Origin of the sequence: Streptomyces sp. NPDC006261 (assembly GCF_040613515.1) — a bacterium.
Lineage (GTDB): Bacteria > Actinomycetota > Actinomycetes > Streptomycetales > Streptomycetaceae > Streptomyces.
Window position 1 is genome coordinate 26,652 of record NZ_JBEXSI010000047.1, and the last position, 21,574, is coordinate 48,225.

Below are 21,574 nucleotides of genomic sequence, written 5' to 3' on the forward strand. Positions count from 1 at the left end.
TGCCCGTGGAAGAAGTGGTGCTCCGGCTGGAGGAGTTGCTGTTCCCGTCGGTTGCCGACGTGGCGGTGCTGTCGGTCGCCGTGAACGACGAGGCGGTACGCATAGAGGCCCGAAGCACAGCGGCTGGGGCCATCTGTCCCGGATGCGGGATCCTGTCACGACGGATTCACAGCTTCTACCTGCGGTTTCCTGCTGATGTGCCCAGCGGCGGTAGACGGGTCGCTCTCCGTTTGCGAGTCCGCAGGTTCCTCTGTCCGGTCATCTCGTGCGGGAGGCGGACTTTCGCGGAACAGCTGCCAGGATTGACCCGTCGGTACGGTCGGCGGACCGAGCGGCTGCGGTCGACGCTGGCCGCGGTTGGGCTCGCGCTCGCCGGTCGCGCCGGTGCCCGCATGGCGAGCGTGATCGGCGTTTCCGTCAGCCGCAGCACAGTACTGCGGCTGGTCGAAGCGTTGCCCGACCCCGAAGTCCCGGCACCGCGGGTAGTCGGCGTCGATGAGCACGCGACCGCAAAGGCCGTCACTACGGGACCGTCCTGGTCGACGTCGAAAGCCGGCGTCCAATCGATCTGCTGCCCGACCGGGAGGCGTCCAGCCTGGCCGCTTGGCTCGTGAAACGGCCCGGGGTGGAGGTGGTCTGAGGTTGATCCCGGGGAGTGGACACCGGGTTTCATGCGACGAGTGACAGCGTACGTGTCGTGTTGAGTTGTTGTTCGGACTCGGCTGGGGTGCGGTAGCCGAGTGCGGAGTGGCGACGGCGCCGGTTGTAGTACGGCAGCCAGCGGAACAGCTCGAGCCGGGTCTGTGCCTTCGATGTCCAGCGGCGTCCGTGAAGCAGTTCGCGCTTGAGGCCCTGGAAGAACGACTCTGCGAGGGCATTATCGTAACTGGAGCCGACGCGGCCCATGCTGCGGCGGATGCCATGCCGCAGGCAGACCTCGGCGAAGGTTGCCGCGTTGTACTGGGCGCCCCTGTCGGTGTGGAACACGACGCCGTTCACCCGGCCGCTGCGGGAGGCCACGGTCATCTCGATCGCGTCGGTGACCAGCGAGGTCGGCATATGGTCCGCGATCGACCAGCCCACGACCTTCCTCGAGCAGATGTCGATCACCGTGGCGAGGTAGAGCCACGTCGAACCGACGGCTATATAGGTGATGTCACCGCACCACCTGGTGTTCAACGTGTCCGCGGTGAAGTCCCGCATCACCAGGTCCGGCACGGGCGGCGCGGTCATGTCCGCGATTGTCGTCCGCTTCTTCCTCCGCAGGTGCCGACCGACGATGTCATTGACCCGCATCAGCCGGGTCACCCGCTTGCGGTTGATACCCCGCCCCCTCGCCCGCAGCTCGGCATGGACGCGCGGTGCCCTTCGCCAGGACCGGAACCCTGGCATCAGGGACTCCAAAAATCTCCGTACAACTCAGATTGCCGTCCCCAACCGTGTCCGGCCCCCTCGGCTCCTTCTCCTGTCACGGCGGGAAGGAAGAGAAGCTGAGGGGGCCGCGTGTGCCCTGCTACCGCGCGGTGTGGGTACGGGTGCGGGTCAGCAGGGCGCCGAGTGCGATCATGCCGATGCCCAGGAAGAAGTGGAGCCAGTTGTCGGCCGTGTTCAAGGGGACGAAGTTGGCGGCGCTGTCGTGGTCGATGAACAGGCCGTAGAGCCACAGCAGCAGGTAGACGGCCCCGCCGGCCAGAAGGTAGGTGCGGGCGGTCGAGGCCGCGCGGGCCATGGCGATGCCCGCGACACCGAACAGCAGGTGGACGATGTTGTGCAGGATCGATACCTGGAACACACCCAGGAGCTTCGCCTCGGAATGGTGCTCGGCGAACTTCATCGTGTCGTAATCACTCGTGACTCCTGGGATGAACCCCAGGACACCTACCACAAGAAAGACCACGCCTACCGCCAGGGCGGCTTTCTGGACGGGGGACTTCGTCGCTCCTCGACGGTCCGTAGTCATGTTCCAGCACTCCTTGTCACGAGACGGGCTCTCGCTCCGCATGGTCCGGCAGATTCAGACTCGGCAGGTACCCCTTTATTCCGCCCTTACCCACACACCTTTACATGGGACGGCGACTGGACGGAGGCGCGGGCCCGACCGCGTGAACCAGCGGTTCATCGGGCGTGAGCGGTTGCGATTCGGCCACGCGGCCGCCGTGCACGACCCGTTCCTGAGGCCGCGCCGGTCCGTCTCGTACAGGCACGCGCTCAACGACGACGGCAATCACGCTGTAGGTGTCCTGGTGCACAGGAGCCCGAACCATGGGCCCAGCCGCCGGGCGAGTTCCGTACCTTGGCGCCCGGGCTCCAACCACCACGTCCTGGCCGACGCAAACGGCATCCCGCTGCGTGTGTCACCGACCCGGGGCCGCCGCCATGACGTCACCCAGCTCCTGCCTCTCATCGACGCGGTCCCGCACATCCGTGGCAGGCGCGGACGCCCCCGCCACCGGCCCCGGAGGCTCCACGCCGATCGCGGTCACTTCGACGTCTACCGCCGACGCCTGCGGGAGCGGAACCACAGCCACGGCCGGTCTCCCTTGCCCGGCACACGGCCTGAACAGCAGGGTCCGGGCGGCTGCGCGACGAACCCTGCAGTTGTCGGGGCAGGGCCGTTCGCTGACTCTCATCTCGACGCCTGAGCCCCTTCTCACTGCGCTGTCCCGTCTCCAGAAGCGGGACTCCCCATGGGACACACGGGCACCAGGTGGGCTGCGCCTGCTCAACCCGGGGTCACCGACAGACCGCAGACGGCAGCCGCACTGCACGTACATGACGTGCACCGCCCGGAACGGAGAGCTTGACGAGGTCGCCCTGCATCGGCTGCCCAGGCGGTGACCAGCCGTGCCGACCCAGGCCACGGCGAGAGCCGGCGGACTTCAGAGCGATCCCTCGTCGGTCAGCAGGCCCTCTCAGTCTGCGGCTTCAGTCTCGTCCCCTTCAGCCCTGTCGCCCTCGGCCTGGGACGGTGTGGTGCGCGCCACCGCGGGATGGTCGGACGCCGACGGCTCGGTGTCCGGTCCGCGGTCGCCCTCGGCCTGTGACGGTGTTTGCTCGCTCATCGATCGCTCCTCGTGCGGTGGTGTCAGGGATGGTCCGATTGGCGCCCTCCCAGCCGCTGGGTACCCGGACAGTGCTTTCCCACTCGGGCAGAGAACGACAAAGGGCAAACCATCAAGAAGCAGACCTGGGGCAGCACGCGCATGGTTGGGTCTGGTGCCTCACGGTGCCGGCCAGCTTGTTCCCGGAAGGCGGCGGTCACGGGCCCGCGGCAGCGGCGTGCTGGAGGAGGGCGGTGCGCAGGGCGGTTCGGTCGTCGAAGGGACGCGAACCGTTGGTGGAGGTCTGCTGCTGGTCGGCTCCGCGTCCGACGACCACGACGACGTCTCCAGGCCGGGCTGCGGACACGGCCACACCGAACGCGAGCTGCCGGTCGGGTTCGACGTGGACCGGGGCAAGTCCTGTGCGGCGGGCGCCGTCTGCGACGGCGGTACGCAGTGTGCTGGGGTCTTCGGCGTGCGGGCTTTCGTCAGTGACGACCACGAGGTCGGCGCTGCGGGCGGCGATGTCGCCCAGGTCCGACCGTTTGCGGGGGTCGCGCTCGCCTGTGGCGCCCACGACAACAATTACTCTGCCGTCGGTGAGGGAGCGAAGGAAGGGCAGGAGCCGACGGTGGCCGCCGGTGTTGTGGGCGAAGTCCACGAACGCCAGGAACGGTTGTCCGGCGTCGATACGCTCAAGTCGCCCGGGAATAGTGGTGAGCTTCTCCATCCCGCTCAGAGCTGCCGTCATGTCGACGCCGCCGACGGCCAGCGCCGCGACTGCGGCCACCGCGTTATCGGCCTGGTGGGCGCCGAGCAGCCGCAACCGCACCTCCTGCTGCTCGGCGCCCGGTCCGCGGAGGCGGAAACGAGTGCCGATGGCATCGGCTGCGATGGTGCGAACGCTCCAGTCGGCAGGTTCCGGGCCTGTTGTGAAGGTGGTCACAGGGCAGCGGGTCTCGGCGGCCAGGCGGCGCCCGTGGGGGTCGCCGATGTTGATCACAGCGTGTTCGCAGCGGTCCGGGGTGAACAGGGATGCCTTGGCGGCGTAGTACCGGTCAAGGTCGCCGTGCAGGTCCAGGTGGTCGGGGCTGAGGTTGGTGAACACGCCGACGCGGAAGCGGGTGCCGTTCACCCGGCCGAGCTCCAGGGCGTGGCTGGAGACTTCCAGCACTATGTCGGTTCCACCGGACTGGCGGGTGCGGGCGAGCAGTCGCTGGAGAGCGGGCGCTTCCGCGGTGGTGCGCTTGGCCGGCTGCCCGGCGCAGTCCGGCAGACGTGTCTCCAGGCTGCCTGCCAGACCGGTGCGGCGCCCTGCAGCCTCCAGTCCGGCGGCCAGCAGGTGCACGGTGCTGGTCTTGCCGTTGGTCCCGGTGACGCCGTAGACGGACAGGGCGTGGGAGGGCATGCCGTACAGCCGGGCGCTCAGATGGCCGAGGACTTGGCGGGGCTCGTCGACGACCAGTGACGGCAGGCGATGGTCGGGGCGATCACTGAGCAGGGCGACAGCCCCGGCTGCGACGGCCCGGCTGACGTAGTCGGCCCCGTGGCGAAGCCTCCCCGGAAGGCCGGCAAACAGGTCGCCGGGCACGACATCGGCACTGTCCAACGACACCCCGTGCACCCGCACCCGCCCGCCGTCGGGCCGGGTGACCAGCCGGGCTTCGGGAGCGACATCGCGTAGGACGGCCAGAAGATCATGCAGACAGAGGGGTGCCGTGCGAAGACGGTCTTCCCGATGCGACGCACGGGCCACGGTCAACCTCCTGAACGCGGGCACGGCCGCTTGGCGGGTGGGCGAGGCCGGACGCACGGTGCTCGGCAGCCGGTCGAAGGAGTGATCGGTTGCGTACGGGGGACATCAACGGAAGGGATAACCGAACCCCTGGTCGGTGAAACTCCGACGAATCAGCGTCGGTAGCGTCATGAGCCGCTCGAGGCTGGTTGGGAGTGGGTCGTGGGCGCGTGCGGGCGGAGAGTTCGCAACTGTCTGACTCGGTTTCTGGCTGACTTCAAATCATGCCCTCTCGTGCACGGGACATGGTGGTTACCTGGTGCAGCAGGGCCGCAAGGGCCCCAACCATCTGACTTGGTTCGCGACGGACTGTAAAGATTGCGGCGTGTCCGGGTCTCGGCCTTGGGTCAAGGCCCAACCTCGAAGGTTCTTCCACCTCCGACAACGTCAGCCACAGAGCATCCGCAGCTACTTCGGCGGCCCACACGTCCGCTACGCCCTGGACGAGAGCCCCATGAGGTTCTGATCAACAGGAGCCAGCGTCGGCCTGCTCACCGTACGACGTACTGAAGCGGTGCACCCCCGTTGCCGCACTCGGCCAGTCGCTCGCAGTCCTTCCACTGCTCCTTGCTGGTCTCCTCGTGCCACCAGCAATGCAGCCAGTGTGGATCGGTGTCGCTGTCGCCCGGGTCGAGCGTGCAGGCACCCAGGCCCGGGTCGTTGGAGTCGTTGTCGCCGATCTTGGAAGGAACACAGTTGTTCGACGCGTTGCAGAACAGATCGACAGGAGGCTTGGCGTTGGCGCGGTCCTCGTTGGTGGTCCACCACGAGGCCCGGTAGCCCGCCTGGAAGTCACCAGGGGCGAACATCGCTGAGATTGGGCGGGTGCCCAGGCGATCACCTTTTCTTGATACGGCCAGTGGCCTGGAGCAAGGAAGTGACGAATTCGGGCTACGAGTTCATGTCATAGGGCCGACCCTAGAGTCAGCCACTGACAACAGCTTGATCGTCCCTCATCGGCCTTGCCCGCCCTGTTTGCGTTCTGGCCGACAAATTCGAGTGGGCCCTTGTCCCGGCTCACCCAGCAGCTGGCACCGGACGGTGCAGCCACCCACTCAAGGGCTCACTCGCCAAGCGAAGCGCTCAGTCACGATCACTGGACCGGTGGCTAACTCGAAGAAGCTCACTGAACCTCTTTCATCCCATCCCCTGTATCCGCAGATCAGGAGGGTGTGGACGGCGGCGATGCGTCCGATGCGGTTGGTCGAGCAGCGGCCTCGACGAAGTAGGCGCCAGGTCTTCAGCTGTGCGAAGGCGCGTTCGCCTGGTGCGCGGAGCCGGGCGTGGTTCCGGTTGTACCGCTGGTGGTGCCTGGGCAGTTCGTGGTGGTAGTAGGGGGTGCGTACGGTGGCGCCGGCGCCCTGGTAGGCGCGGTCGGCCAGGATGAGGATCTGGCGGGTGAGGCAGTTCTCGATCACGCCATGAGCGCGGGCGGCGGTCGGGTTCTCAGTGCGTCCGGGCAGGGCCGCGATCCGGTCGGTGGGGATCAGAGTGCCGTTCACGATCACGAAGTCGTCCTCGCCCTGGCCGGTCAGGGCCTTGCGCAGGCCAGACGCCCAGGCAGGAAGGACATCGACGGTCTCGTCCACGTACCGCCAGGCTGTCGCCTCGGAGATGCCGAACTCGGCGCCGAGCTGCGCGAACGTCTCGTTCTTGCGCAGGTGGGCGGGCTCGAGCAGGGCCTGTTGGAGGCAGTGCAACTTACGCCAACGAGTGACTTGTTCACACCTTCGGGTGTAGATGAGGCACGCGACATGCTCGACCAGTTTGTGCGGGACATCGAGCGTGGAAGGATACGGAACCAACGAAGCCCCCGGCCGTCGGCGTGTTGAGTGAGATCACCACACCAACGACGAGGGGCTTCGCCACGTCTCCGCCCCTGACCGGCCGGGTTCACCCGACAGCCCAGGATGAACAAGTCTCATTGACGCCCTCGCGTCGCGATGTAAAGATCCTCGCCAACCACGCCACGGGCCGTAAGGGGATCAGGTTGGCTGCCGAGCACAGGCCCAGGCCCGCACTGTCGGCCGCGATCGCCGGCGTCCTCCTGCTCGTCGGTCTCGCCCTCGCCGTCCTTTTGCTGCCCGGCAAGCTGGAGAAGCAGCAGGCGTACGATTCGGCGCCCACGTGTCCCACCGCGGAGCCCGCGCCGGGCTGCCTGTCACAGACGCCGGTCACGCTCGTCGACAAGGAGCGCCGGAACTCGGGCAAGAACCGCCCCCATTACATGCTGTTCTCCCGCGACGGCCGGCTGGCGCAGTGGGTACGGATGGGCGGAGGGAGTCATCCGGTCTACAGCGCCGCCCAGCCCGGCGACACTGTCACCGCGACCTACTGGGACGGCCAGATAGTCGAGGTCACCTTCCAGGGCCAGCGGGAGACCTCCGCGCAGGAACCGGACCACAACTTCACGGGGTTCCTCTTCCTGACCTCGCTCCCTCTCGTTGCCGGCGGCTTCGCCACGGTCGTCGCCTTCCGGCACCTCGGGGGCAGAACGCTGCTGAAACCGGACATCAAACCCCTGGCAGCGATGGGTGTCGGCGTAGGCACGCTCGCCGGCGGCCTCCTCGGCACCGCCATTGTCACCGGCGTCCTGAAGGCCCTGCTCACCCGTTGAAGACCCGGGGAATCCAGGATGAAGAGCGCTCGGGCTCCGCCGGCTGATGCCCGGGAGCTATCACCGGAGGGGGATGGAGAGACAGCGTTCTCCGCCCCGCCGCCGGTACCGCTTCGGCTTCTTCCTGGCGCCTTCTGGGGGCGCGAGGTCCGCCGCGTCTCGCGGGAGAAGCTCCAGTCCGAGACGGTCGACCGGCGTCAGTACGTCCGCTGCAGCCTCCGTAGCGAGGAGATCACCAGTCAGGGAACGATGAGCGGAAGGTTGGCGCGGTCCCCGGGGGAACATCTTCGAGTCCGACATCGACGCCGCCGTCAACAAGCCCGGCAGCAGCAACGAGGTGTTCCTGTTCAAGGGCGACAAGTACGTGCGCTACCACGTCGGCCAGGAAAAGATCATGTCAGCCGGACACCCACCAGCCGGAGCAGTAGAGGCGGGAGATCAGGGGGACGAGGGCGGCCCGGAACGCGGACTGGGGGCGCTTCTGCTGCCAGAGGTCGACGCGTAGGCGGACCGGATCGAGGATCGAGTCGTGGACGACGAGCTGTGCCCCCGGGATCCAGCGAACGCGAGGACGGCGAACGCAAGAACGCTGATCAAGTGGGACCCCGATGGCAGATCATCCGGCCGAGTGCAGTGGCGAATGATAGGCCATCCCGGGTGATCACCTCCCGGGTGATTACTTCCCGGGCGATCCTCGCAGGTCAGGGCCTATTGCAGATCACTGGGCCATGCGGGTCTGAACAGGGCCATCACGTCAGCCGGCTCCGGCTCCTCGCCGGTGGCGTCATCGTCGATGTCGAACTCCTGCCTCGGGCAGGGTGACGATGCTCAGCGACTCGGCGCACGAGACGAGGGAGCTATCGGGGTCTCGGCGGGCGTTGATGTCGTCATGTAGCCACAGATGCCCTTTCGTCAGCGATCCGGCCATCGGGGCAACAGCCGTGGGCGGTGTCGGACCGACGTGCAGTGGCCCGCGGCGTCCGGGCTCCCGCCCCGGGCACATGACCCCGCGACGGCATGACCACTCCCGGAACGGGGCACACAGCGCTTGACTGAGGGCGGGGGACGGACTATGGGGTGGATACCCGACGAATGGAACATAGTGGCCGGCTGGCTGCTGGGCTTCGTGTTGGCGAACTGCGCGCTGGGGGCCCTGTTCCGGAGACGCGGCCGACCCGACCGCGCCACCATCCGCCGGTACCTGACCGAAGGCATCGGCCCCGTGGCCGCGGCGGAGCAGGTGGACGACCAGCAGTACACCGCACGGGTCGCCGTGTGCGTCCTCGCCGCCGACGGGGCCGTGGAGGTGTCGGAGGAGGGCATTCTGACCGCAGTCCCAGGCGCTCCGGAACCGGCCGGTCCCACACTGCGCGCGCTCGCCCACTGCATCGGGGACCGCGGTCCCCAGGGAGCACAGCTGTACGAGCTGCGACGGGAGCCCCACTTCGAGCCCTACCGGACCGCACTGACCCAGGAGAAAACAGGTCTCCGCCGGTTCGCGGAGCCCGGCCGGGTCCTCTCCTTGAGCGCCGGGCTGCTGGCCAGCCTCGGCATGGCCTTCCAGTCCATCCCAACCGGGGCGCCGGTGCCATTCCTCCCCGAGGACGACGTGGCCGCGTGGATTTTCGCACAGCTGATCGTCTGGGCCTTCCTCTCGCTGCTCTCCGCCGCGTGGCCGGGCTGGTTGACCCGGCGCTGGCGACGTTTCAACCAGCACTGCCGGCAACAGGCCGACGCCGAACTGGCGAGGGTCCCGCCCGCGACACTCGCCGCAGTGCGCAAGAGGGAATTCGAGCCGAGTCTCCCGCGGGCATCACGCGGGAGCCGGGCCCCGGGCCGTACGGACGGTGAGGGTCCCGGCGACGGGGGCAACTGGGCCGACGAGGCTGACACCCACTCCTGCGGCAGTGGGTGTGGCGGGGGCGGCGACTGAGACCTAGTACTCCGGCCGGACTTCGGTGTATGCCCAGGTCAACGGCTTGAGCGTGGGGATTGTAGCGGGGCGATTCCGAATGAGGGGCGGGTTCGTCCGGTCTGCCCCGCGAACGAATCTCCGCGCACAGATGCGCAGCAGCACGTCCTGGGCAACCTCTGCTTTGCGGCTGACCGCTCACCGGCCTGCGGACGGTGCCGCACGCCACCACCGTCCGCCGCCTGCTCCAGCAAGTCGACGGCGACGCGCTGGACGCGGCCACGGCCCATACCTGCAGACCAGAACCCCACCACCAGCGCCACCCTAACCACCCCCGAAGCGGCCCGCCCTGCGGGCCGTCGCCGTCGACGGCAAGCCCCTGCGAGGCTCCCGTCCCCGGACCGCGACCGCTATCCAACTGCTGGCCGCGATGGACCACTACGGCGTGGTCCTGGCTCAGCGGCAGATCGCCGACAAGAGACCAGGAGCATGCGCAGCACGGCCAGGGCCGCCTCGCGGGGAGCGCGTCGGCGTTGTGGCCCTCGCTGTCTGCTGCCGTCAGATCGTGGTCAAGGGGTGCTCCTGCACGCTGCTCGCTCGGATCAGCACCCCGGGCAGGTCGGGGTAGTGCGCAGCGCTTCCCCCGTGCCGGTGGAACTATCTGTCTCGGACAGTCCGTGCTTGCGTCGCAGGTGTGCACTGTTCGGCGATGACGGACGGGCACCGGACCAGGGCGACGGCGAGCGAGATCCAAAGGCACTCACAGCCGCGAGGCCGGTTAGGAGATAGCCACCCAAGCGGGTTGAGAGACCTCATGCGGCGGTTCGAACAGCGCTCGGCAGTGCCTGCACAGTTCTATTTCGTGTTCCGGCCGGTCGAGCCAGTAGGCGCCGAGACAGCCGGCCGGGTGGGCGGGGCCATTTGATCCGTCGGTGCCATTTACGCTTCGCCGACGCTGAGGGATGGGTTCTTCGGAACGCTGCGGTGCCGGTCGTCATCCGATCGAGACGTTCTAGTCATTGCTGACTGCTGCCCGGTGTCATCAGGTGCCGTGCTGACGGACCAGGGGCACTGAGTCCGGGAGGATCCCGCGCTACCTCGCGGCGGGGGCGTTGTTCTGAGGCAGCTCGTGGGCGGTCGGTGGAGCAGCGCGCTCGGTTTCGTCCTGTACGAGCAGGGAGAGGAGCGAGGCCACGGGCAGGCCGGCTTCGGCGGGATGGCGCAGCACCTTGTCCGGATCGACGCGGTAGTTGTTCGTACGTCCTTCACGGGTGTGTGAGAGGTATCCGTCCTGCTCCAGGTCGGAGATGATCCTGGAGACGGCACGCTCGGTGAGCCGGCAGTGGGCGGCGATCTCTCGGATGCGGATGTTCGGATTGTCGGCGATGGCGGCCAGCACGCGCGCGTGGTTGGTGATGAACGTCCATCCGGTGTGGGACTCAGGTACTGCGGCCATGCCCAGCATCTTAGGGGACGCAGGTTGCCGGAAGCACGTTGCATGACATACTTTTCCGGTAACCGATGACGTGCTCCCACACGGGAGAATCGCAGAAGGAGCCCGAGGTGTTCTGGAACGAGGCCGCCTTGTCGATGTGCACGAGCAGCGCCAGCGGGACGCTGACCCCGGAGCGGATCACCGGGGACACCTCGTACGGCCCGGAGATTCGGCAGTACGAGTACCGCGGGGCCCGGGTGATCGCCGCGTTCGGCGAGTACGACCTGGGCTCGATCGCTCCGCTGCGGGAGGCGCTGCACACCGCGGCCAGGCAGTACCCGAAAGTCGTCCTCGAGGCCTCCGCCGTCACCTTCGCCGACTCGACGTTCCTGAACCTGCTGATCCTCACCCATCAGATGGGGACGTTGCGTGTCGTCGCACCCTCCGCGCAGGTACGACGCCTCTGCGAGATCACCGGCGTCGACACCGTCCTGGAGATCCGACGGACGATCGAGGAAGCGGCCGCCTCGTAACCCAGCGCGCTCCGGCAGCGTCACGTAGGGCTGCCAGGTTCCTGACTGACCGGCACGCGATGTACCGCATTATGAAACCCGGCAACCGATGTGCGCACCGTACGCGAAGCCCACCTTCTGCGTGAATGGGCGCAGTAGTCATGGAGGCTGCTCGCCGGAGCTGGGGCTGGGTGGGGCTGCCCTAGAGGCTGGACCACCCGACCGAGCAGGAGTGAGTGACTTGTCTCCCGGCGTCGGAGCTGCCAAGGAACAGGGCACTCCGCATCGCAGTTCTCGGGTCGGCCCTGGAGAGCTGCGGCAAAGATCGGTCGTCAGATCGGCCGAATCCTCAGGACGCCTCCCGGATCGCAGTCCACCCGGCCGCGTTGAACGCTGCGCCGCATTCAGAAGGCCGATGGCGGACGCGGCAACGAACTCGGGGTGTCGCCGCCCCAGCCATCCGTGGCCGGTCATCTCAGGGCGTGGCTGTCTGGCCGGCGGATCATGCGTATGACGTGTGGGCCACGGCAGGTGCCGCTACGGGGCACGCGCGTTTGCCGGTCACGGTGTGCCGGGGACCAGTCCGACCCGGTAGGCGAGGACGACGGCTTGGACGCGGTCGCGCAGGCCGAGTTTAGCCAGGATGCGCGACACGTAGGTCTTGACGGTCTCGGGCGTGATGAACATTGACGCGGCGATCTCCGCATTCGATAGCCCCTCGGCGATCAGTTGGAGGACTTCCAGCTCGCGGGGGGTCAGCGCTCGCACGACGTCCTGTCTGGCCGGCCTTGAGAAGTCGGCCGGTCGCAGATGCTGGGCGAAGTGGCCGATGAGGTCGCGGGTGACGGCGGGTGCCAGCAGGGCCTCGCCCCGGGCAACGGTCCGGATGCCGTTGGCCAGCTCCGCTGGGGGCGCGTCCTTAAGGAGGAAGCCGCTGGCTCCGGCGCGCAACGCGTCGTAGACGTAGGCGTCGACGTTGAAGGTAGTGACGACCAGTACCTTAGGCGCGTCCTCGGTATCTGGACCCGCCAGTTGCCGCGTCGCCTGGATGCCGTCGAGCAACGGCATCCGGATGTCCATCACGACCACGTCGGGACGCAGTCGCCGCGCGGTCTGCACCGCCTCATGCCCGTTCCCGGCCTCTCCGACGACTTCCATGTCGGGCTGGGCGGAGAAGATGGTGACGTAGCCGGTCCGCACCAGCGCCTGGTCGTCGCAGACGAGTACACGGATCAGTGGTCGCGCATCACTCAAGGGGTCACTCCCGAAAGGGCTTGGACGGAATCGTGGCACGGACCTCGAACCCGCCTCCGGGCCGGGGACCGGTCTCCAGTTCACCATCAAGCATCCGCACCCGTGCACGCAGCCCGGCCAGCCCGCGTCCACCCGCGGGCCCCGGCTTCCGCACAAGCGGTGCGGCCGCGGATCCGTCGGTGGTCACCACAATCTCGATGTGCTCGTCGCTGTGCCGGAGCAGCACCCATGTCGGCTTCCCTGGCGCATACTTTATGGCGTTGGTGAGCGCTTCCTGCACCACTCGGTACGCGGCCAGCTCCACATCTACGCTCTGCGGCCGCCGCTCACCCTGCTCGCCGAACTCGACCGGCTGGCCCGACCTGCGAGTCTGCTCGACCATGTCCCCCACACGTCCGAGGGCGGGCGTCCGGTCTGCATGCTCTGAGGTCGCGGACGCCGCCTCGCCGGTCGCCTCCAGGACACCGAGCAAATACCGCAGTTCCGTCAGCGCGAGACGGCCGGTGTCGCTCACGGCCGTCAATCCCTCGCCGACGCGTTCCGGCGCGGACGTGAGTAAGAACTGCGCCGCGTCGGCTTGGACCACCATAGCCGTCACGTGGTGGGTGACCACATCGTGCAGTTCGCGGGCGATCCGCGCACGCTCGGCGGCCGTGGCCACCTCAGCAGCCAGCCGCCGCCGCTTCGCCTCTTCCGTCCGCCGTGTGCGCACAGTTCTCCCCACCAGCCAGGCCGCGGCCAGAGCCAGAGAGAACGCGAGATAGTCCGGTAGCGAATTCGGTGAGCCGAGACGATGCAGGACAACGGCCAGAACGGCGTAACCCGCACTCACCACGATGAGCGGGCCGCGCCTGAAGCGGACCTGGTGGGCCCCGGCGGAGTACAAGGCCAGGTACAGCCCCATGCTCGCAAACGTTGTCGCGAAGCCCAGCGCCTGGTGCACGGCGAACGCGCCCGCGATGACGGCCAGACAAACTGCGGGCCATCTGCGGCGGACTGCCAGCGGCACGGTCTGGGCCAGAGCCAGACCGGCGCTCAGCAAGTTCGCCGGCCGCTCAGGCAGATCGCCGATCTGCGCACCAATCTCGGACAGGGGCGGTACGAAAGCCAGCACGGCGAGCGTCAGGGCGAGGGCGCCGTCCTTGACGAGAGCGTCCCGCTCCTTCCACCGGTCCAGCGACGCCCGAAGCAGCAGCATGCACCTGCTGCAGGGCGCCTGACGCGACATCATTTCGGTTCCCCTCCAGTCGACCTGACTCAGCGGCCTGCGGGTCGTCGGCACTTGATGCCACCGTTCCGGTGGGCGTGGACGAGCATCACAACGGCGATGGTCATGCTCATGACGACGGGAATGATCGATGCCTCCAGGCCGAAGCTGCCACCGGTTAGAAGGTTGGAGCCGTCGACGTCGACGATGAACAGGCCGTTGGGGGCGTGTCCGGAGACCGGGATGCCGAGCAGCTGCTCCGTGACGTTCCAGGCGAAATGCAGCCCCACGACGAACCAGATACTACGTCGCCACAGGAACGCGGCTCCCAGCAGGACGCCCGCCTCAAGAGCGATCGCCAGTCCGCTCCACGCGTTCGCGCCCTCGGAGCCCATGTGAGCGGCACCGAAGAACAGCGCGGTGATCACGATGGCGGCCCCGCTGCCCCACAGCTGCTCAAGAGCCTGCAGGACCAGACCGCGGAACAACAATTCCTCAGTGACCGCAGCGCCGATCTGGACCGCGACCGCGGTCCCGGCGACCGACAGGACGCCGTCGTTCCCCCAGGTGAACGAATAGCCTCCCAACGCCCTGATCAGGAGGGCGGAGACAAGGATGAAGACCAGACCGATTGTGCCGCCCAACAGCACCTCCCGGGCGGCCCCGGACCGGGCGATCTCCGGAGTGGAGCGTCGTGCCACACGACGCATGACCAACCAGTACACGGCCACCGCGGCGACCGCGCCCAGCGCAGGCACGGGGCCGGGTCCGGTCGCCGTCAGCCCGGAGAGCAGGCCGACGCCGGCCATTCCCGCCAGCATCCAGCCGAGCGGATGACGCGCGATCAGGCCGAAGCGGCCGCTGCCCCCGTCGGGGTGCCGGCCCGGGCCGGAGCCTTGGTCGTGTCGTAGGGCGGACGTCGTGCCCATGGTGGCCTCCTTGCGGTGGTGGGTCCCCCCTGCGGCGACCTGAAGACCACGCTAGAGCTCCGCAGTCGCACAGGAATCACCCGTGTATGGACAGCTCCTGTAGCTCTCACGGGGGACGCACCATCCGCCTGAGCCCAGCCAGTAGCTCCTGCCACTCGTCAACAATCGACTGCGCGCGGCCGGGGGCCCTGGGGGACTTGTTCTGTGCAACCTTTCACACGGTGCTGCACGACGCCGAGCCGGTCCCCGATCGGCGACTCCGCAGTATCAGCGCCCTGGCCCGTACGGTTCCGCACTACACGCCGCAGCGCCTTACGCGACCGGGGCGACGACGTGACGGGCCCGTGTACGGCGGACTCCGTCACCGTCCCCGAGGAGACCGACGGCCGGTAGACGCCCTTCTCGAACCACCCTGCTCGTCGGCGGGGGCTGCGTTGCTCAGATGGAGGGAATGCTGCGCAGCTTCACCGAGCCGCCCGTGCCAGTGATCGAGTGCCCGTGACCCGGGGGACTGTTTCTGCGGGTTCGGGCGCTCGCGTACGCGAACGACCAGGGGGTCGTACGTTTCACTCGTCGCGGTGACCGTACGCACCAACAGGTCGAAGTCGGACCAGGACCCGGCCGACTGGATGCCGCCGTCACCGGAGGCACAGCCGGTATATAGGGGAGTGGGTGTCGACCAGGCTTCGCTGGGAGCTCACCGCCGATGACCGTGAGCTCGAAGCGCTGAAGGTGTACGCCGAAGGGTTGTACCGCAACGTTGAGGCGGGCGGTTGAGAGACCGAGAGGTTCGCCGCTTATCCTCCTGTTGACGATCAGCACAGTGCCCCTCGCGAACCGGCATCGGGGTGGCAAGGCCAGCAGAGGGCCGATGTGGTCGATGATCCGGTCGGCGGCCGACTTCGAAATCCCGAACTGCAGGGCCAGTTGGCGCAAGGTCAAGGCGGTGCACCAGTAGGCCGCGACCAAGAGAATACGGTCCTCAAGTGACAGGCCCCACGGGCGCCCCGTCCGTGGTTCGGCTGCACTCTCGCGCTGCACTGCGGCCACCAACTTGCCGAACTGCCGCGGGCTCAGCCCGTGAAGGGGGCTATCCAGGAAGGCTCTGACGCCGTGATCACAGCAGCCACGACGAGATCATCCCACTGTGGCCGGTCTGCTCAGGCATCTCGCAGTCATCCTTCGCCGAGCGGCTCGCGATCAAGCCGTACCATCCCCGCCATGACAATCGATGTCCTCGCCGAGGACCTCAAGCCCGGTGACCTCCTGGAGCTCTCGACCGAGTTGGGCACTGAAGTCCTCCGGCTGACTCATGTGGAGCGGCGTACCCAAGGCATCAAGTTCATGGGTCGCAATTGCCAGGGGTTCCTCTACTCCAGCGGCATGAGGTACGGCCAGCGGGCGCGGTGCGTCCGGCCGTAGACCGCCGCGCGGACTGCCGATGGTGGCCGAAGCGGTCGTATCAGCAGCACAGGGCGGGGAAGTGCCCCCTGAGGTCGACCGGCACTGCAGAAGACCCTGGAAGGGGCGCGGCTCCGCCCGATGGCGCTTAAGGACGCCACACACCAGAACCGCGCTGCACATAGCCCCCCTCGCAGGGCGGCCAGGCCCCTCCCGCGATGGGCGCCGTGGTAGTGGTGCGGGTGGTCAGGTGCGCAGGATGTCAGCGGTGATCTCCGCCAGAGTCTGGCCAGAGGCGAAGGCTCGGGCGCGCATGAGGGCGAGGGCGTCGTCGGTGTTCATTTCTTCTTTCACGGCGACGACTCCGATGGCGCGATGGGTGTCCGACCAGTGCGCGCGCACAACATCGGCCGGTTCCCACGGTGGGTGCTCGTCCTGTTCCAGGAGCAGCTGCTGCGCGGGGAGCAGAGCGTCCGCGACCGCGTCGACCGCGTCCACGGCTTGCTCGATCGCGCCACGGGACAGACCTCCCGGGGTGCGGGTGGCCACGTCGACCGAGCCGAGGATGTAGTCACCGAACCAGAGCGGGAAGGCGTGGACCGCCTGGACGTCGGGGTGCCGTTCGCGGAAGGCGGCCGTGAACAGCGGCCATTCCCGCGCTCCGGCCTTCCAGTCGGTCAGATGCACCTCGTCACCTATTTCAGCTGCGGTGATGCATGGGCCTTCCTGCACGGTGAACTGCGCTTCTTCGAGGTCGGTGGCCATCTGGTTCGACGCGCACAACATCTGCCGCGACGGGGTGTCGGTGAGCAGCGACATCGTCACTCCGTCCGCGGGCAGACCCCGGGCCAGGACCCGGCACAACCGCCGGGGCATGTCCCGGGGCGGGCAGTCCACAACCACCCACTCCACCTCACGCCCCAGCTCCGAACGCCTCATCGGTTCAACCTGCCTGTCCTTCAGCCCTGACGGCTGATACCGGCAGGTGAGTACCCCGAACCACTGCCCCCACACTCGACTGCTTCTGGCTTCGTTGGGCGCTCTGCCACCTGCACCAGGTGCCCACGCTGGCCGACCGGCTGGTGTCAGTTGCGTCGGTCAGGCGTTGCGGGCGGCTTCCAGGGTGGGATGGATGTTCAGCACCTGGTCGGCGCCGACGATGCTGATCAGCCGTGTGACCGCGGGGGAGGGCGCGACGATGCGGAGGTCGGCTCCCTGGTGGGTGGCCAGGAGCAGGCGCAGGAAGGTTGAGTCGCCGAAGGTGATGTTGCCGGCGTCCAGGATCATCCCGCCGTGGGCGTGCACGGCTTCCCTGATCCGCGCTTCCAGCGGGGCCAGGGTGTCTTCGTCGAAGTCACCCTGCGGGGCAATCACCGGAAGCGGGCCCTGCGCGCCGGGCTGCGGCTGATGAGTCGTCATCAAGGGAGTATCCCCAAACGATCATGACACCGCCATGGTGAGTCTCACGTCCAAGGCGAACCGCTGCCGGCCGTATGCGCGTGAGCATCCCTCAGCTCGGGCCTTCCGTTCCGTCCTCATGGCAGTGCTGGGGAAGGCATGGCGGGGAACCTGCAAGCTCGTCGTCGTGAACGACGGGGCCGGCCATCCGCTCACGAACCCGGACAGGCAGACGCGCGGGTCTGCGTCTCAAGGACTTCCCCCGCGCTTCTTCGGTATGGTCCGGCGGGGCAGGGTAGGCGGGGGGCATGAGCCCTGCGGATGGAGATCCGACCGACCCCCAGTCCGCCGACGCCTCGGATGACCCCGGAGGGGACACCTGTCGGCCGGACTCGGCGGCACATGCCCGCAGCGAAGTGGAATTCGCCCTCCACCCCTTGCTCTGTGCCCCCGACGCCCACTTCCGCGCAGCACACCAGGGCGGAGTGGACGACGCCTTACTGGTCGCCTCGGAACTGACTTCCGACGCTCTGACACGCAGCCCGCCCGGATCCTCCTGCCAACTCACCTGCACACTCGGCCGGTACGAGGTAACGATCAGCGTCACCGGCCCCTACGAGACGGCAGCCCGGCCGCAGCCGCTGTTGTCCCCGTCAGAACTGCGCCCCGGAGCCAGCCGGCTGGAGGAACTGAGGCGGCGCATCGTGCGTCAGATCGCCCGCATCCAGATCACCCGGCGGACAGGCGGAGTAGGGACCATCACCGCGACCATTCCGCTCACCGGCCCCGCAACCTGAGCAGCAGGAACCGGACTCGGTGCCTGCGGGGATAGTCCCCGCGGCCGGTCGGCGACGCCCCGGCCGCGCCGACGGTGCCGGTCGTGCTGCCCGCTCCGCATCCCCTCATCGCCCCGCCCCGCACCCGTCGGCATGGAACTCGGCTGCGCCCACCCCATGAGCCCGCTCAAGCTCGCCGACCTCATCGGTCTGGACACGGTCGCCGCCATCGCGCCCAGTCGCTGTATGAGCAGTTCAAGGAGCCGCTGTACGTACCGCCGCCGCTGTTGCTCCAGCGGATGGTCGAGGCCGGGATGCTCGGACGGAAGACCGGCCGGGGGTTCCACACATACGACCGGGGGCTGAGGGGCCCGGGCTCCTGTGGAGGCGGGCGTGGAGCGAGGACTGAGGAACCGCTCCGCGCTCCGCCGCGTTTCCGTTCCCGGCGCTACCGGGGCTTGGGCGGGTGTCTCATCTCACCGTCCGGCATGTGACCGGTGTTGGCCCGGAGCCGAGCTCGGCGCCTAGGGTGGCGGGTGCAGCTGGTTCGCCCTGTCCTCCAGGCAGGCGCGTCGTAAGAGGGAACCCGGTGGGAATCCGGGACTGCCCCGCAGCGGTGAGCGGGAACGACCGCCGTCATACGCACTGGACCCGACAGACGGGTCTGGGAAGCGACGGCCAGTAGGTGTCTGCCCCCGGCAGACGTGCCCGCGAGTCCGAAGACCTGCCACTGCCCGTGCGTGAGCGCACGGTGATCTCGGTGACCTCGTGGGCGGGTCGGCGTACATATCAGGCAGGCACACGCGACGACACTGCGGCGTGGTCCGCCCGGTGTGCCATCCCTTCGCGTCCTACGAGTCGTCCCGGGTCTTTCGGAGAGACACTCGCGAAGGAGAGTTCCGTGACAGCCAAGTCCGCAGCCGCGGCCGCCAGGGCCACCGTGTACGGCTACCCCCGCCAAGGCCAGAACCGTGAACTGAAGAAGGCCATCGAGGGCTACTGGAAGGGCCGGGTCACCGCCGACGCCCTCAAGGAGACGGCCGCCGGCCTGCGCCGCACCAACTGGCAGAAGCTCGCCGACACCGGCATCCACGAGGTGCCCACCGGAGACGTCTCGTATTACGACCACGTCCTGGACACCACCGTCATGGTCGGCGCCATCCCGACCCGCCACCGCACCGCTGTCGATGCCAGCCCGCTCGACGGCTACTTCGCCATGGCCCGCGGCACCCAGGACGTCGCGCCGCTGGAGATGACCAAATGGTTCGACACCAACTACCACTACCTGGTCCCCGAACTCGGCCCCGACACCGCCTTCTCCGCCGACTCGGCCAAGCAGGTCGCCGAGCTGAAGGAAGCCCTCGCGCTCGGCCTCACCGCGCGCCCCGTGCTGGTCGGCCCGGTTACCTACCTGCTGCTGGCCAAGTCCGCCCCCGGTGTCGCCGCGGACTTCGAGCCGCTGACACTGCTCGACCGGCTGCTGCCGGTATACGCCGAGGTACTGGCCGACCTGCGGGCCGCCGGTGCCGAGTGGGTCCAGCTGGATGAGCCCGCCCTCGTCCAGGACCGCACCCCGGCCGAGCTGAACGCCGCAGCCCGCGCCTACCGCGACCTCGGCACGCTCACCGACCGGCCCAAGCTCCTGGTCGCCTCCTACTTCGACCGGCTCGGCGACGCCCTCCCTGTCCTGGCCAAGGCACCGATCGACGGACTGGCCCTTGACTTCACCGGCGCCGGTGCCGCCAACCTCGACGACCTCGCCGCCGCCGGCGGCATGCCCGGCAAGCGGCTCGTTGCCGGAGTCGTCGACGGCCGCAACGTGTGGATCAACGACATGGAGAAGTCGCTGTCGACACTCGGCACCCTGCTCGGCCTCGCCGACCGGGTGGACGTGGCTGCCTCCTGCTCCCTGCTGCACGTCCCCCTGGACGCGACGGCGGAACGCGAGATGGACCCGCAGGTCGCCCGCTGGCTGGCCTTCGCCCGCCAGAAGACGGCTGAGGTCGTCACCCTCGCCCGCGGTCTCACCGAGGGCACCGACACCATCGCGGCCGAGCTCGCCGTGAACCGCGCCGACTTGGCCTCCCGGGCCGGATCCGCCCTCACCCACAACCCGGCGGTACGCGCCCGCGCCGCGGCCGTCACTGACGCCGACGGCCGCCGCTCGCAGCCGTACCCGCAGCGAGCGACCGCCCAGCACGCCCACCTGCGCCTGCCCCTGCTGCCGACCACCACCATCGGCTCCTTCCCACAGACCACCGAGCTGCGCACCGCCCGCGCCGACCTGCGCGCCGGCCGCATCGACACCGCCGGATACGAGCGGCGCATCGAGACCGAGATCCGCGAAGTCATCTCCTTCCAGGAGAAGACCGGCATCGACGTCCTCGTCCATGGCGAGCCCGAGCGCAACGACATGGTCCAGTACTTCGCCGAGCAGCTCACCGGCTACCTTGCCACCCAGCACGGCTGGGTCCAGTCCTACGGCACCCGCTACGTCCGCCCGCCTATCCTCGCCGGCGACATCTCCCGCCCCGAGCCGATGACCATCCGCTGGACCACATACGCCCAGTCCCTGACCGACCGGCCGGTCAAGGGCATGCTCACCGGCCCGGTCACCATGCTCGCCTGGTCCTTCGTCCGCGACGACCAGCCGCTCGCCAACACCGCACGCCAAGTCGCTCTCGCCCTGCGCGACGAAGTGAACGACCTGGAGACGGCCGGTACTTCGGTGATCCAGGTGGACGAACCCGCCCTGCGTGAGACCCTGCCGTTGCGCGCCGCCGACCGCCCCGCCTACCTGGCCTGGGCCACCGAGGCGTTCCGTCTCACCACCAGTGACGTGCGGCCCGACACCCAGATCCACACCCACATGTGCTACGCCGAGTTCGGCGACATCGTCCAGGCGATCGACGACCTCGACGCCGACGTCATCAGTCTGGAGGCAGCCCGCTCCCACATGCAGGTCGCCCGCGAACTGTCCGCTCACGGCTACCCGCGCGAGGCCGGCCCCGGCGTCTACGACATCCACTCCCCGCGCGTCCCGAGCACCCACGAGGCGGCCGCCCTGCTCCGCAAGGGGCTGGAGGCCATCCCGCCGGAGAGGCTGTGGGTCAACCCCGACTGCGGCCTGAAGACCCGCGGCTGGCCCGAGGTCCGCGCATCCCTCGAGAACCTGGTCGCTGCGGCTCGGAAGGTGCGCTCCTCCCTGCCGCCCAACATCTCCTGAGCGCGACACATCCACGGCGTCCTGTGTCACGGCGAGCTTGCCGTGACACAGGGCGCCCGTCCGGTCAGCCG

Annotated in this window: 17 protein-coding genes, 8 pseudogenes and 1 riboswitch; of the genes and pseudogenes, 12 read left to right on the forward strand and 13 right to left on the reverse strand. The window is 68.4% G+C overall.

Features of this window, described 5'->3' with window-relative positions; translation table 11 throughout:
• Positions 1-5 precede the first annotated feature (5 nt).
• The gene (locus tag ABZ154_RS26390) at positions 6-614 is read left to right on the forward strand and encodes a transposase family protein (protein ID WP_356836592.1); all 609 of its coding nucleotides are present in this window, start codon (positions 6-8) and stop codon (positions 612-614) included.
• A gap of 55 nt (positions 615-669) precedes the next feature.
• Here ABZ154_RS26390 and ABZ154_RS26395 read toward each other — a convergent pair.
• Positions 670-1,365, reverse strand: a pseudogene (locus tag ABZ154_RS26395) (IS3 family transposase); the annotation flags it as partial.
• Between the two features lie 148 nt (positions 1,366-1,513).
• Positions 1,514-1,960 carry a DUF4383 domain-containing protein gene (locus ABZ154_RS26400; protein WP_356836594.1) on the reverse strand — a complete coding sequence of 149 codons (447 nt, stop codon included), beginning with the start codon at positions 1,958-1,960 and terminating at the stop codon, positions 1,514-1,516.
• 337 nt (positions 1,961-2,297) lie between these two features.
• On the opposite strand from ABZ154_RS26400, the pseudogene ABZ154_RS26405 reads away from it, so the two are divergent.
• Both ABZ154_RS26405 and ABZ154_RS26410 read left to right on the forward strand, forming a co-directional pair.
• Positions 2,298-2,516: pseudogene (locus tag ABZ154_RS26405) on the forward strand (transposase); the annotation flags it as partial.
• Between the two features lie 169 nt (positions 2,517-2,685).
• Positions 2,686-2,838 (forward strand): annotated as a pseudogene (locus ABZ154_RS26410) (YfcE family phosphodiesterase); the annotation flags it as partial.
• 74 nt (positions 2,839-2,912) lie between these two features.
• Here the strand turns inward: ABZ154_RS26410 and ABZ154_RS26415 are convergent.
• The 4 genes and pseudogenes from ABZ154_RS26415 to ABZ154_RS26430 all read right to left on the reverse strand — a co-directional run.
• On the reverse strand, positions 2,913-3,062 hold the full coding sequence (locus ABZ154_RS26415) for a hypothetical protein (RefSeq protein ID WP_356836596.1): 150 nt from the start codon (positions 3,060-3,062) through the stop codon (positions 2,913-2,915).
• Between the two features lie 196 nt (positions 3,063-3,258).
• A complete protein-coding gene (locus ABZ154_RS26420; RefSeq protein ID WP_356836598.1) occupies positions 3,259-4,656 on the reverse strand; it encodes a UDP-N-acetylmuramoyl-L-alanyl-D-glutamate--2,6-diaminopimelate ligase in 1,398 nt (465 codons plus the stop codon).
• 652 nt (positions 4,657-5,308) lie between these two features.
• Positions 5,309-5,695: pseudogene (locus ABZ154_RS26425) on the reverse strand (hypothetical protein); the annotation flags it as partial.
• A gap of 286 nt (positions 5,696-5,981) precedes the next feature.
• Positions 5,982-6,681 (reverse strand): annotated as a pseudogene (locus tag ABZ154_RS26430) (transposase family protein); the annotation flags it as partial.
• Between the two features lie 145 nt (positions 6,682-6,826).
• Here ABZ154_RS26430 and ABZ154_RS26435 point away from each other — a divergent pair.
• The 3 genes from ABZ154_RS26435 (at position 6,827) to ABZ154_RS26445 (ending at position 9,386) form a co-directional block, all read left to right on the forward strand.
• Positions 6,827-7,453 (forward strand): hypothetical protein, encoded by a 627-nt coding sequence (locus ABZ154_RS26435; RefSeq protein ID WP_356836600.1) that lies wholly within the window; start codon positions 6,827-6,829, stop codon positions 7,451-7,453.
• 298 nt (positions 7,454-7,751) lie between these two features.
• Positions 7,752-7,958 (forward strand): hemopexin repeat-containing protein, encoded by a 207-nt coding sequence (locus ABZ154_RS26440; RefSeq protein WP_356836631.1) that lies wholly within the window; start codon positions 7,752-7,754, stop codon positions 7,956-7,958.
• 567 nt (positions 7,959-8,525) lie between these two features.
• Positions 8,526-9,386, forward strand: coding sequence for a hypothetical protein (locus tag ABZ154_RS26445; RefSeq protein WP_356836602.1), 861 nt, complete (start codon positions 8,526-8,528; stop codon positions 9,384-9,386).
• 1,072 nt (positions 9,387-10,458) lie between these two features.
• On the opposite strand, the gene ABZ154_RS26450 is transcribed toward ABZ154_RS26445, so the two are convergent.
• The gene (locus ABZ154_RS26450) at positions 10,459-10,821 is read right to left on the reverse strand and encodes a helix-turn-helix domain-containing protein (protein WP_356836604.1); all 363 of its coding nucleotides are present in this window, start codon (positions 10,819-10,821) and stop codon (positions 10,459-10,461) included.
• Between the two features lie 107 nt (positions 10,822-10,928).
• Between ABZ154_RS26450 and ABZ154_RS26455 the strand changes: the two genes are divergently transcribed.
• Positions 10,929-11,333: an STAS domain-containing protein gene (locus ABZ154_RS26455; RefSeq protein ID WP_356836606.1), complete on the forward strand. Its 405-nt coding sequence runs from the start codon at positions 10,929-10,931 to the stop codon at positions 11,331-11,333.
• 540 nt (positions 11,334-11,873) lie between these two features.
• Here the strand turns inward: ABZ154_RS26455 and ABZ154_RS26460 are convergent.
• Genes ABZ154_RS26460 through ABZ154_RS26470 form a run of 3 tightly spaced genes read right to left on the reverse strand, consistent with a single transcriptional unit; the run spans position 11,874 to position 14,702 of the window.
• Complete coding sequence (locus tag ABZ154_RS26460) at positions 11,874-12,566, reverse strand: response regulator transcription factor (RefSeq protein ID WP_356836608.1); 693 nt, start codon at positions 12,564-12,566, stop codon at positions 11,874-11,876.
• 4 nt (positions 12,567-12,570) lie between these two features.
• The gene (locus ABZ154_RS26465; protein ID WP_356836610.1) at positions 12,571-13,797 is read right to left on the reverse strand and encodes a histidine kinase; all 1,227 of its coding nucleotides are present in this window, start codon (positions 13,795-13,797) and stop codon (positions 12,571-12,573) included.
• Between the two features lie 26 nt (positions 13,798-13,823).
• Entirely contained in the window at positions 13,824-14,702 is an 879-nt protein-coding gene (locus ABZ154_RS26470; protein ID WP_356836612.1) for a CPBP family intramembrane glutamic endopeptidase, read from the reverse strand.
• Positions 14,703-15,237: 535 nt separating this feature from the next.
• Between ABZ154_RS26470 and ABZ154_RS26475 the strand changes: the two are divergent.
• Positions 15,238-15,479 (forward strand): annotated as a pseudogene (locus ABZ154_RS26475) (HNH endonuclease); the annotation flags it as partial.
• Between the two features lie 30 nt (positions 15,480-15,509).
• Here ABZ154_RS26475 and ABZ154_RS26480 read toward each other — a convergent pair.
• A pseudogene (locus ABZ154_RS26480) lies at positions 15,510-15,832 on the reverse strand (transposase family protein); the annotation flags it as partial.
• Positions 15,833-15,923: 91 nt separating this feature from the next.
• Here ABZ154_RS26480 and ABZ154_RS26485 point away from each other — a divergent pair.
• Positions 15,924-16,124: a hypothetical protein gene (locus ABZ154_RS26485; protein ID WP_356836614.1), complete on the forward strand. Its 201-nt coding sequence runs from the start codon at positions 15,924-15,926 to the stop codon at positions 16,122-16,124.
• 225 nt (positions 16,125-16,349) lie between these two features.
• Here the strand turns inward: ABZ154_RS26485 and ABZ154_RS26490 are convergent, their stop codons facing one another.
• Positions 16,350-17,042: a hypothetical protein gene (locus tag ABZ154_RS26490; RefSeq protein ID WP_356836616.1), complete on the reverse strand. Its 693-nt coding sequence runs from the start codon at positions 17,040-17,042 to the stop codon at positions 16,350-16,352.
• A 159-nt stretch (positions 17,043-17,201) separates the two neighbouring features.
• Positions 17,202-17,522 carry an STAS domain-containing protein gene (locus ABZ154_RS26495; RefSeq protein ID WP_356836618.1) on the reverse strand — a complete coding sequence of 107 codons (321 nt, stop codon included), beginning with the start codon at positions 17,520-17,522 and terminating at the stop codon, positions 17,202-17,204.
• A 287-nt stretch (positions 17,523-17,809) separates the two neighbouring features.
• Between ABZ154_RS26495 and ABZ154_RS26500 the strand changes: the two genes are divergently transcribed.
• The 3 genes and pseudogenes from ABZ154_RS26500 (at position 17,810) to metE (ending at position 21,503) form a co-directional block, all read left to right on the forward strand.
• Entirely contained in the window at positions 17,810-18,298 is a 489-nt protein-coding gene (locus ABZ154_RS26500) for a hypothetical protein (RefSeq protein ID WP_356836620.1), read from the forward strand.
• Between the two features lie 129 nt (positions 18,299-18,427).
• Positions 18,428-18,639 (forward strand): annotated as a pseudogene (locus ABZ154_RS26505) (3-hydroxyacyl-CoA dehydrogenase family protein); the annotation flags it as partial.
• Positions 18,640-18,820: 181 nt separating this feature from the next.
• A riboswitch (cobalamin riboswitch) is annotated at positions 18,821-19,007 on the forward strand.
• Between the two features lie 171 nt (positions 19,008-19,178).
• Entirely contained in the window at positions 19,179-21,503 is a 2,325-nt protein-coding gene (gene metE, locus ABZ154_RS26510) for a 5-methyltetrahydropteroyltriglutamate--homocysteine S-methyltransferase (RefSeq protein WP_356836622.1), read from the forward strand.
• Positions 21,504-21,574 lie beyond the last annotated feature (71 nt).

Excerpts from the sequence above, each read along its gene's own strand:
- ABZ154_RS26400 (WP_356836594.1), bottom strand. The coding sequence starts at position 1,960 with ATGACTACGGACCGTCGAGGAGCGACGAAGTCCCCCGTCCAGAAAGCC.
- ABZ154_RS26450 (WP_356836604.1), bottom strand. The coding sequence starts at position 10,821 with ATGGCCGCAGTACCTGAGTCCCACACCGGATGGACGTTCATCACCAAC.
- ABZ154_RS26415 (WP_356836596.1), bottom strand. The coding sequence starts at position 3,062 with ATGAGCGAGCAAACACCGTCACAGGCCGAGGGCGACCGCGGACCGGAC.
- ABZ154_RS26485 (WP_356836614.1), top strand. The coding sequence starts at position 15,924 with ATGACAATCGATGTCCTCGCCGAGGACCTCAAGCCCGGTGACCTCCTG.
- ABZ154_RS26470 (WP_356836612.1), bottom strand. The coding sequence starts at position 14,702 with ATGGGCACGACGTCCGCCCTACGACACGACCAAGGCTCCGGCCCGGGC.
- ABZ154_RS26465 (WP_356836610.1), bottom strand. The coding sequence starts at position 13,797 with ATGATGTCGCGTCAGGCGCCCTGCAGCAGGTGCATGCTGCTGCTTCGG.
- ABZ154_RS26490 (WP_356836616.1), bottom strand. The coding sequence starts at position 17,042 with ATGAGGCGTTCGGAGCTGGGGCGTGAGGTGGAGTGGGTGGTTGTGGAC.
- ABZ154_RS26495 (WP_356836618.1), bottom strand. The coding sequence starts at position 17,522 with ATGACGACTCATCAGCCGCAGCCCGGCGCGCAGGGCCCGCTTCCGGTG.
- ABZ154_RS26445 (WP_356836602.1), top strand. The coding sequence starts at position 8,526 with ATGGGGTGGATACCCGACGAATGGAACATAGTGGCCGGCTGGCTGCTG.
- ABZ154_RS26500 (WP_356836620.1), top strand. The coding sequence starts at position 17,810 with ATGAGCCCTGCGGATGGAGATCCGACCGACCCCCAGTCCGCCGACGCC.